Consider the following 10,745-nt stretch of genomic DNA (forward strand, 5'->3'; position numbering starts at 1 on the left):
CTTTCTACTGCAAGGTTATAAAACAGACTTTTCAGCGTTAATATAGCCTGCGCCATACACGTTTGAATCTTTCTCTCTCCAGATGTCCGCTCCATTTTTCAACATGATCTTTATTTCATCTGGGGTAGCATTTGGCTTGCTTTGTTTCATTAGAGCAACTACGCCAGCACAAATTGGAGTTGCCATCGAAGTCCCTGAAAGTACAAAATAATCGTTATCAACTCGGTTTGCCTTTTGTAGCTTGTCTAAATACGAATTAGGTGAACGCAATGAAATAATATTGACTCCTGGAGCCAGAATATCTGGCTTAATTAAACCATAGATGGTTGGACCTCTGCTCGAAAAACTTGCCACATCGTCATCCGCTCTAGTGTCTGGTGTATTTTTATCATCAAGAGCTCCGACTGTAATTACTTGATCACTGATTCCCGGGCTAGCAATAGTTTTGGCGTCCGGACCCTCATTTCCTGCCGCTACACAGACAACAATGCCAGATGCCCAAGCAGCCTCAACAATTTTTACCATTGGGTCCTCATTTTCACTTCCAAAGTTTTGTGCTGTGCTTCCCAGCGACATGCTGATGATGTCAATTTTAGGAGCTTCCTTTCTTTCGTTATGCTGAATGCACCACTCAATTCCCTGCATCACAGTCTCCAGTGACCCAGAACCTATTTTATTTAACACCTTTACCCCAACAAGATTTGCTTCTGGTGCCGGACCGACATATTTAAAGGAAGAGGCAGTACCATCCCCAGCTGCATCACCAGCGCAGTGAGTTCCATGTCCATTATCATCATAAGGGTCTGTTCGATTATTAACAAAATCAACAAAACCTGTGATTCTCCCTGCAAGATCTTGATGAGGGTAAATTCCTGTATCAACGACCGCAATCGTTACTCCTTTACCCGTTAATTTTGTTCGGTTGCTGACAACATTTTTAGCATTAGCGGAAGGAACAGCAACATCAAGCAAAGCTCGAACTTCACGGTTCAAATACACCTTTTTAATATGACGGCAGCCGGATAGAATCCCTTCCAGCCCGTTCGGCGTCACATAAGCGCTGCAGCAGGAAATCCTGGCAAAATCCTGTTTAATACCGTTTCGGGCGTGACTTTTCATCACCTCTTTTACCTCATGACATCCAGCCTGATAACACCCTTTTTTAAACTCAATAATGACCGATAGTTTCCTGCTTCGTTTAATAAAACCTTCGAACATATTATGCAAAAAACACGGGGTCCATTTGAACGGCTTATATAAATTCAATATTTCTTCCCGCAATGGTTTTTCAAGCTTATCGGCATGGGCTCGTACCATTTGAATCATCGAATAACCAAACAACCATATCTCTCCTTCCATAACTTTTTTACTATGCTATGAAAATTTGAAAAAGAGGTAACGGTGTTTGTCTAATTTCTCCTAAAATAACTTCATATAAGAAGATGCTGAATAAAAGAGATTATCCTACTATGACATTTTACTCAACTTGGTAAAAGCGGAAACTTATTGAATAGTAAAAATTGTAATTAAACGAATTATTCAAAAAAGTTTGACATACTCTCAAAAAGTGATATATTGAGATAGTAATAAAATTATCTGAATTTTAATAAATATGGAAATTCAATATAGGGGGAAAAGTTTTATGGAAAATCGACAACAATGGGGCTCAAGGTATGGCTTTATTATGGCTGCCGTAGGTTCCGCAGTAGGATTGGGGAATATATGGCGGTTTCCAGCCGTTGCATACGAAAATGGCGGAGGTGCCTTCTTCTTCCCATATTTATTTGCTTTATTAACAGCGGGAATACCTATTTTAATATTAGAATTCACCATTGGTCACAAATATAGAGGTTCAGCACCTCTATCATTCTTCCGAATCAACAAAAAAGCAGAATGGCTAGGCTGGTGGCAGGTATTAATTTCCTTCGTGATTTGTACTTATTATGCTGTAATTATTGCATGGGCGGTTAAATATGCGATTTATTCGTTTGGAACCCAGTGGGGCGCAGACCCTAGTAAATTTTTATTCGGACATGTTTTAAAATTATCAGATACACCTGGACATATCGGTCATTTGGTCCCTGGAGTAGTGCTGCCATTGTTAATTGTATGGGCAGTTGCACTATTTGTTCTGTACAGAGGCGTATCAAAAGGGATTGAAAAACTGAATAAAATCTTTATTCCAACACTAGTTATTATGTTTTTAATTATCGTAGTTCGTGCCTTAACTCTTGATGGTGCAGCTGAAGGATTAAATGCTTTTTTCAAGCCAAACTGGGATAAGATCCTTGACGGTAAGGTATGGGTTGCGGCTTATGGACAAATCTTCTTCTCGTTATCAATTGGGTTTGCGATTATGCTGACATACTCCAGCTATCTTCCAAAAAAATCGGATATCAATAATAACGCCTTTATTACCGGGTTCGCCAACTCCGGCTTCGAATTACTTGCAGGAATCGGTGTATTCGCGGCACTAGGATTTATGGCAAAGCAGCAAGGTGTACCAGTTGATGAAGTGGTCAGCAGTGGAATTGGTCTAGCATTTGTAGTTTTTCCAAGTATTATTAATGAGTTTCCTGGGATGAACGCTTTATTTGGTGTACTATTCTTCCTTTCATTGGTTTTTGCTGGGATGACTTCATTAATATCGATTGTTGAAACGTTTATTGCAGGGGTACAAGAAAAATTCAATGTATCACGCACAAAAGCTGTATTAATCGGCGGACTGTCAGCTACAGTAATTTCATTGCTATATGCTACAAACGGCGGGTTATATTTATTAGATATTGTTGATTATTTCATAAATAACTTTGGCGTTGCACTTGCAGGCCTAGTGGAAGTAGTATTAATTGCTTGGTTCTTTAAAGGTTTAAATGGTTTGCAAAAGCATGCAAACGAAATTTCCGACTTACGTACTGGGGCATGGTGGAAGTTCTGTTTAGCTGTTATCACTCCGCTAGTTCTTGGTTATATGATGTTTGATAATATTCGTCAAAACTTAGAGAAAAATTATGAGGGCTATCCAACTCAACTTATTATGTACGCTGGTGTTGCAGTGGTTGCCGCCGTTGTCATTATTGGTGTTGTCTTATCCTTTAAAGGATGGAAATCGAATGTGAATTCTAGTGATGAAAGGGAGGTTGCCTAGTATGTCAGGAAGTGCAGTTACAATGATGATTGTCGGAATCGTCATCATCTGGGGCGGCTTAGCAGCCAGCGTTTACAATGTTGTAAGGGTATCAAGAAAATCATAAGAAAAAAGGATTGGGCGTTTGGATTTGCCCAATCCTTTTTTTGTTGGTGCCTGACACCGATTTATTCCATTTCAATATCCGTTAGAATCGCATAGCCGTTTTTGACCTTTGCTTTGGCGAGGATTTGGCCTTTGGCGGAGGCTTCTTCCCATTTGGTTCCAGTGTTGTCTTCGACGTAGTATTTGTCGAGACTGTATTGGATGAAGGCAACTTCGCTTCCTTCGCCATTTGTACCTATATAATCAATCTTTCCTTTTAGAAAAACCCCGTTTTCCGGTTTTTGCAGTGTTACTTTCACGGGATGATCGATGCCATCTTTTTTCTCTAAAATGACATATACCTCCAATTCCCCCAGACCCCAGTCCCTGCCTCCGTCCATCTGCTTTAGGACATCGTGATCTACCAAGGCTTTCGGAACCTCCTCTGCTTCATAGCGAAGGATGACATAATCGCCACGAAACAAATCTGAAGGGTCCACAGGTTTAGTTTGTAAAGTAATTTCCTGGCCAGTATATAATGTAAGAAGGGGCTTATAGCACATCGCTAGGAGAATAAGAACCGGTACTGCACAAGCTAGTATTAATAGTTTTGCTCGGTTATGCATGTTTGCCCTCTCCCTTCCGCCTTTGTTTTTCAAAATAAAATCCAAAGCCGAGTAAAAGGACACCGCCGATGATAAAGACAAATGATTTCGGTAAAAACTCAAAGGATAAATCAAGATAGAAACGGAAAATCATCACACACAGAATGATAATGCTAAACAGGCTCCCCCGTTTGATTAAGTACAATAAAAAAAGCAGATAGAGCAGTGAAAATGGAATGTACAGCCATTCTACATGAAGCGGCCATGTATCCTTAAAGGATAGCAGCAATGCCGCACCCCCATGGGTGATATATCCTAAATACACGTAAATATCATTCATTTTTCCTTTATTTAAGACTAAAGCAATGCCAATTACTAAATAAATGAGCCCATGAATATAAGGTTCATCAATCGAACCGTATCTGATGATAAAAAAGTTAAGGACTGTGGCTAAAAAGCTTAGCTGAAGAACTCCATTCATAAAAGCAGTTCCCCTAGAAAAACAAATTTTTCTATTTAAAAAATAAATAGCGGTAATCAGCAGCAGAGTCCAGATAGGAATGACTTTCCCTTGGATATATGGCGCATCCAAGATATGAAAAAGAGAAAAAAATACAGCAGCAAGCAAAATCCATTTGTCGCGAAGCACCCAAGCTAACGGCATAATCCCAATCGCCCACCATAAAAACGCGTCCTGAGTGCTGCCTCCGATGTGAAACATTTGCTCCACTAGGAAAATTCCAGCACCAAATATGATCACCCCAAGGTAATAAAAGCTTTGGGAGGTCTTAGGGTAATAGCGTTCAAGCTTATACCCGGCAAAATTACAGGCTATAAAAATCCCGACAATCAAAAGAAATTTCAATGGTCTGGCAATCTCATCCCAGTTGCTGGCGATAAAACTGAGGATTCCGGCACCAATTAAAATGGAGCCAACATACAAAAGTGTCCTCGTAAAAGATAGTTTATCTCTTACTTCATACAGCGATTGAATTTCCTCAGCCTTTTCGGCAGTTATTACATCCGTTTCTGCCAGGTACTTAAGCTCTTTCCTTAAAAACTCCAGCTCTTTTTCCCGAACAGTGCGCATAATCATTCCACCCCTTTCAATTTTCAACTTATCCAAGCCTTTTAGATTAGAAATCTGGTAATTATATCCTGACTATATTGTATCAAATAAGAGGGTTGGCCGCTGTAAAATTTTTAGAAGGCAGCTTTTATTTTTCCATTATAGATGAAGTATTTGATATGCAAAAAAGGCCCGGCTCTTTTCTAGAGCCAGACCACTCTTTAAGGCTATTATTTTTCAAAAATAGCATTGGATAGAAGTCGGAACAAATAATCGGTGTGGTCCCGGAAGCCTGCCTCTAATCCAATTAATGTTACATCCTTATCCTGCTCTTTTACCAATACGGCCTGACCTTTTGCGTTTTGGTTATTTTTCCAATGACCGGCAAGGAAGAATTGATCGGAATTAGTAAAGCTGGCAGCGACTATATCATTGCTGGTATTAGTGTACCATGTAGGTCGATAGACAAATCCGATGTCATCCTTTCCATAGCCGCCAGTTAAGCCTGTACCGGCGTAATCAACCAGTACAATTCCGTTGCTGTTTGAGCCTGCCGTATTAATGGTGTCGTCAGTTAGGCCAAGTGTCTTTGTTGCCTGTGAAGCACTCCCGCCTACTGCTATATATTTCCCTCCATTGGCAACAAATTCAGTAATGTTTGCCGCCAGTTCTGCTTCTTGCTCCTTAGTTTGCAAGCCAAATTCTTTATTTGCTGCACTCGTGATCACACTGATTAGGCTGGATGAGCCGCTATAAATAAATACATCATACCCATTCAAACCATTTTCCGCTACTTCTACGGGTGTCACTTCCGTTACATCGAAACCAAGCCGTTTTAGGGCAAGCTTTGTACCACTGTGGGATTGTTGTTTACTGATACCGCCATCTTTCAAAATAGCTACTTTTAAACTGGATAGCGAAGCGGCATCTGCTGGCACCTTTGCGGTGGATTCAATTTTTAAACCGGATGCTTTCACAGCTGCCAAAATTTCATTGGCAGCGGCATATGTGTAAAATTCTCCTTTTGCATCACGCTTTACAGCTACCCCCTGCTGGAGCAAGGTATTGACTAGCTTAACTGCTTGAACCGAGCTGTTTGGAATTAAGAATGGCCCCTTACCGAAAACAGACCCTTGTTCTGAAATATTGTTTACCTTAGTTGTTTTAACATCGACTTCCCCTTGGGCAGGAATCGCTTCAAATCCCCATAGTTCAGGCAGGCTCCATGCAGAAATATCATACATGGCTCCTATGTCGTTGGAAATGTCTTCCCCGTCCCACAGCATGGTATTGGCTAACCCTGCTTTTGCTTGGTCCATTTTCACGATAAATGTTCCTTTAGGGTACGTTTTTCCATCTACAGTAAATGCCTGCGGTGCCTGACCGACTTCAATATCATTATTAATTAAATGATTAACCGCTTTATGTGTGACGGTTGGATCTTTTTCATCAACCGGCAGGATATAAGCCTTTGGAAAGAACCCATCCTTGTGGAAGGGATGATCAAAGTTAATCCCTCGTTTAAACATTTCAATTTGGTCTGTAATCATAGCCTGCTTATTTTCTGTGGCAAAATTTAGTGCGCCGATAATAGCATTGTACATCCAGCGGACGCCATCCCAATCATTGGTCGGTGTTTCTAATGTATGACCGTACGCCCCGTGGTACATGGCATACATCGGTGTAAAGATTGGCGGATAATCATCCCAACCATCTTTGTCATTTCGCTGCGGAATATAGACACCCTTCATATTTTGATAGAGGGTACTTGATGAGAATGAACCTTTTTCCTTCATTATTTGTGCTTCCATCGCTTCTGCCTGTTTATAAGCCCACTTATTATATAGGTCGTATTCATAGTTCGGATTATGCGGCGGAGTACATGGTTCTATTAACCCCTGGAGGTTAGGGGCATAATTTTTTATATATCCATGTGTATCAAGAAACACCATCGGATTCCATTCTTTAATCAGTTCAACCGTCTCTCTTGTCTCCGGCTGGGACTGGGTAATAAAATCACGGTTTAGGTCGATTCCTTCTCCATTAAAACGGGTGGCATCAACACGCCCGTCTGGATTTTGCACAACATTAAAAATAAGGATGTTATTAGCGAGAATATTTTTTGTTTCCTGGTCATTTTCTGTTGCAAAGCGTTCGATTAACTGAAGCAGGGCATCTGTTCCAATAAATTCAGTTCCATGGATAGATCCATTGATCATAATAGGTACTTTAAAATCCTGATTGGCCGCAATCCAATCTTGAGCCTTTCCTGGATTTTTAAACATTTGCTTTCTTAACGCCTGAATTTTACCAAACTTACCTTGAGTGGACGGATCGGCAATTGTGACTACATAGAGGGGATGTCCATCTGCTGATGTACCACGCACCTCGACTTTAATACGGTTCGATTGCTTCTCAATTTCTTTTAATTTTGCCCCGATTTTTGAGAACTTCACAAAGTCATAGTTTTCACTATTAAACTTGCTGCCATCCTGTTCTTCGTATACATTGACGTTTGTCCATTTTGGACTCTCTGCAAACCCTGTTGCCCATGGGACTGTTGTGGTAAGTAAACTTACCGCTAAAACCCCCGCAATTTTCCTCTTATTCTTCTTCATAACAAACCTCCCAAAATGAATATTTATTAAAATCTATGTATATAATTGAATTACACTTATTGTAAAATGAACTCCGCCAAAATACATCCATCCTTTCTACCAAACACCATTATTCTCCACCAGGAAGAAAGTACCATACACAAAATAACATTCTATGAATAAACCATCATTTTTTCATGCTGAACCATATTTATATTTACGAAAAAATATGTCCTCTCAGGGCGTACAAATGTCCACAAATGGTGCCTGACACCACTTTCCAACAAAAACCAAAAAAGACAGAAGGTGCACCCTCTGTCTTTTTCGTTTGTTCTATATTTTTTTATCCTGGATATTTTTATTTTAATTTTTAAGGCTCAATTAAACTTGCCTGGTTGATTTGCTCTCGAGAACTTCGCTTTCAAGCAACATAGTGACAAAATAATAGTTACATTCCTACCCACATCTCCGTTTACTTAATTAACTTTCTCTTTTTTTTCTTCTTTTTCGTCTGTCATTAAATCCTTAGCAGAGTTTTTAAATTCTCTAAGTGTGCTGCCGAAAGCACGTCCAATTTCTGAAAGCTTAGATGGCCCAAATATGATTAAAGCGATAACAAGAATTAATATTAATCCTGGTACTCCTATATTTTGAAACATGGTTTCTCCTCCTTAAAGATTCTTCTTTTTTGATCCACAACCAACTGTTAGAAGTTCTTTATTCATTTCTTTTTTTATTTACTACCAACGGTAAATGTTGTAGATGCAACAGAATCATATCCACTGCCATAGAAATAAACCAATTTATACGTTGAACCTTCCTTATATCTTCCCGGATTAATATTATTTTTTGGATTATAAGTAAATCTACAGATTCCATCTGTTACTTGGGTGTACATCCACCATATTGACGCGATGGATCCTGGTGTCTCATTTATTTCATATAAACCAATCCAATCACTTTTTGGAATTCTAGCATTTTCCACCGTAACTTCAACCGTATCTTCTATTCCATTTAATACATTTTTTGATAAGCTAATTTTTACTTCTTTTTCTACACCGTCCAGAGTTTTCCCCAACACTCTTAAAGAGTTATTACTTATATTTTCATATGCATCAAGTGCATGAACTTCAATCTCATACATTGTATTCGGCTTTAATTCGTCAATTTGTAATGTTAATGGATTGGGTACAGGATCTTTATAAAACTCTGAGAAAGCAAGAAATTCTTTAGCTATTTCTTTTGTTTCTACATTTCTTGCTACCACTTTATAGTCATGTACAAGAAGATCGTCTTTAGCTTGAGTAAACATGATGGCTAAACCGGTAGCAGTCGTTTTTTCATTCACAATGGAAAGCATCGCATCATTTGTAAAGAAAGGTGCCTTATTGTCTCGATCTTCTGTGTATTTAAAATTCTGCTTATTAGCAGGATAGCTGATTTCGAATGGTTCAGCTGTCCAGTCATCGTTATGAATATCACGGCGTTTAATGATGACTTTGTTATTATGAACCTCTACAATCAGGGCTTGATTAAGGATTCCGGCATCTTCAGGCACTTCCCCCTGGATTCTTCCGCTATCAAGCCACAAGTAAGCACCTGTTGAAGTGCCAATAGAAGTAAAATCTTTTTGATGTATGATTCTAGGGTCATCTAGCGGATAGTGGGTATGACCTGAAAAAGAGATAACTTGCGGATAGGCTTTTAAAGTATCGTAAAAAAGATCTCTATTTTGAGAGAAGCCCCATTCGCTTCCATAGATAGTTCCTTTAATTGGCTGATGGTGGAAGACAAAAATCGGTTTCTTTGGATCATCAGCATTTGCTATTCTTAACTGCTCACCTAGCCACTTGATTTGTGCTGCTGAGAAGGTACCCTCTGTTCTGCCATCTTCGGTATAAAGAATGATAAAATGATAGCCTTTGATTATCTTATGATAGTAAATGGATTCCATCCCTGTTTTCTTTAGGAAAAGCTTTTGAGCATCTGCTACCGACAAGCCATTCCAATAGTCGTGGTTTCCGATCGCAAACATTGAAACCGCATTTGGCTGTTTTCTGACGTTATAAGCAGACATAAATTTATCGTATTCTGATGCATATCCATAATCCGTTAAATCTCCTACTACCACAAAAGCATCTTGGTCAGGTACAACCTTATTTAACTGCTCTAAAGTAGTAACAAATTTTTCTAATGTGCGATTACTATTAGAATTAATATGTACATCACTTATTACCGGAAAAACTAAATCTGGTTTATTGCCTTGTGAGTGAAAAACAGACGAACTAGATGCTGCGCTCACAGGTATACTAGTCAATGAGTTTACTAGCGTTAACCCTAAAGTAATCCCAGCAATTTTAGTTGTTCCCTCCAAAAAGGTCCGGCGATCCATTTCCTTTGTAAAAGGGGAATCGTTAAATAATCTTCCCTTAATATCGTTTAATTTCCCATTTCCCATTATTATTGTTAGCTCCTCTCAAACGATAGATAAGTAGTTTCAATAAACAGAGTACGTTTATGTAATATAAAGTAGTACAAAGCCTAACATTTTTATTAAAAGATTGCTTTTTTCACAAAATAATAGTTCTTTATTGACAAGACTCTATGTATGAATGGCCAGCTTGCTCTTAATAAGGGAATAATTAATAATTAATAATTAATACCACCTCCAAACTGTACAAAATATGACATATTCACACAAATTCCCTAAAACACTCATTAATCGTACACTATAATTATTAATCCAGTGTAAATGATTGGTAAATTTTATATTTTTTAGAATAACCTTTAATTAAAAGCTCTATTGCCTCACCATTGAAAGGGAAAATGATCAATGTCTCTAATAATAACTCTTTCCTTTTCTATAGAAGAAATGGCTTCTCTTAATAAAACAACCGTCTATTCCTCAGGCACTTTCCTTAAGAATACATATTACAAAATTCAATATTTCCGGATCATCAAATGTTAAAAATGGTTTAAGCTTTTCTAAAATATTCATATCCCGCCGATCCAACTAATATTTTTTACAAAAGCTCCGGTTGAAAAATATGTACAATACCACCCAAGTACGATTTTACAATTGATTAAAAAAAAGAAAGATAGCAACTATTGCTGATTGCACACCATTACATAATTTTCCATAAAATAAAGGTAAGAATCCAGCTGAAATCTTCAACAAGAAGGGAAAGATGTGGTGTTTCTTTTATGAAAAATCCTCGGCCTTGAAGTGACCCCTAAAAGTT

General features: G+C 38.5%; 8 protein-coding genes. 2 read left to right on the forward strand and 6 right to left on the reverse strand.

The window, feature by feature from the left end; all coding sequences use genetic code 11:
• Window positions 1-15: 15 nt before the first annotated feature.
• Window positions 16-1,341 carry a S8 family peptidase gene (locus tag IE222_RS15790; RefSeq protein ID WP_191274426.1) on the reverse strand — a complete coding sequence of 442 codons (1,326 nt, stop codon included), beginning with the start codon at window positions 1,339-1,341 and terminating at the stop codon, window positions 16-18.
• A gap of 301 nt (window positions 1,342-1,642) precedes the next feature.
• On the opposite strand from IE222_RS15790, the gene IE222_RS15795 reads away from it, so the two are divergent.
• Window positions 1,643-3,148, forward strand: a complete 1,506-nt coding sequence (locus IE222_RS15795; RefSeq protein ID WP_191274428.1) for a sodium-dependent transporter — start codon at window positions 1,643-1,645, stop codon at window positions 3,146-3,148.
• 1 nt (window position 3,149) lies between these two features.
• Window positions 3,150-3,254, forward strand: a complete 105-nt coding sequence (locus IE222_RS15800) for a methionine/alanine import family NSS transporter small subunit (protein ID WP_191274430.1) — start codon at window positions 3,150-3,152, stop codon at window positions 3,252-3,254.
• Between the two features lie 61 nt (window positions 3,255-3,315).
• Here the strand turns inward: IE222_RS15800 and IE222_RS15805 are convergent, their stop codons facing one another.
• The 5 genes from IE222_RS15805 to IE222_RS15825 form a co-directional block, all read right to left on the reverse strand.
• Complete coding sequence (locus IE222_RS15805) at window positions 3,316-3,858, reverse strand: GDYXXLXY domain-containing protein (RefSeq protein ID WP_191274432.1); 543 nt, start codon at window positions 3,856-3,858, stop codon at window positions 3,316-3,318.
• Window positions 3,851-4,927: a DUF2157 domain-containing protein gene (locus IE222_RS15810; RefSeq protein WP_191274434.1), complete on the reverse strand. Its 1,077-nt coding sequence runs from the start codon at window positions 4,925-4,927 to the stop codon at window positions 3,851-3,853. The genes IE222_RS15805 and IE222_RS15810 overlap by 8 nt, the downstream gene beginning before the upstream one ends.
• 209 nt (window positions 4,928-5,136) lie before the next feature.
• Entirely contained in the window at window positions 5,137-7,524 is a 2,388-nt protein-coding gene (locus IE222_RS15815) for a M14 family zinc carboxypeptidase (RefSeq protein WP_191274436.1), read from the reverse strand.
• Window positions 7,525-7,979: 455 nt separating this feature from the next.
• On the reverse strand, window positions 7,980-8,162 hold the full coding sequence (gene tatA, locus IE222_RS15820) for a twin-arginine translocase TatA/TatE family subunit (RefSeq protein WP_191274438.1): 183 nt from the start codon (window positions 8,160-8,162) through the stop codon (window positions 7,980-7,982).
• 74 nt (window positions 8,163-8,236) lie between these two features.
• Complete coding sequence (locus IE222_RS15825) at window positions 8,237-9,961, reverse strand: metallophosphoesterase family protein (RefSeq protein WP_191274440.1); 1,725 nt, start codon at window positions 9,959-9,961, stop codon at window positions 8,237-8,239.
• Window positions 9,962-10,745: the final 784 nt, after the last annotated feature.

Source organism: Neobacillus kokaensis (assembly GCF_014656545.1).
GTDB lineage: Bacteria > Bacillota > Bacilli > Bacillales > Cytobacillaceae > Neobacillus > Neobacillus kokaensis.

Excerpts from the sequence above, each read along its gene's own strand:
- IE222_RS15795 (WP_191274428.1), top strand. The coding sequence starts at position 1,643 with ATGGAAAATCGACAACAATGGGGCTCAAGGTATGGCTTTATTATGGCT.
- IE222_RS15800 (WP_191274430.1), top strand. The coding sequence starts at position 3,150 with ATGTCAGGAAGTGCAGTTACAATGATGATTGTCGGAATCGTCATCATC.
- IE222_RS15805 (WP_191274432.1), bottom strand. The coding sequence starts at position 3,858 with ATGCATAACCGAGCAAAACTATTAATACTAGCTTGTGCAGTACCGGTT.
- IE222_RS15810 (WP_191274434.1), bottom strand. The coding sequence starts at position 4,927 with ATGCGCACTGTTCGGGAAAAAGAGCTGGAGTTTTTAAGGAAAGAGCTT.
- IE222_RS15815 (WP_191274436.1), bottom strand. The coding sequence starts at position 7,524 with ATGAAGAAGAATAAGAGGAAAATTGCGGGGGTTTTAGCGGTAAGTTTA.
- tatA (WP_191274438.1), bottom strand. The coding sequence starts at position 8,162 with ATGTTTCAAAATATAGGAGTACCAGGATTAATATTAATTCTTGTTATC.
- IE222_RS15825 (WP_191274440.1), bottom strand. The coding sequence starts at position 9,961 with ATGGGAAATGGGAAATTAAACGATATTAAGGGAAGATTATTTAACGAT.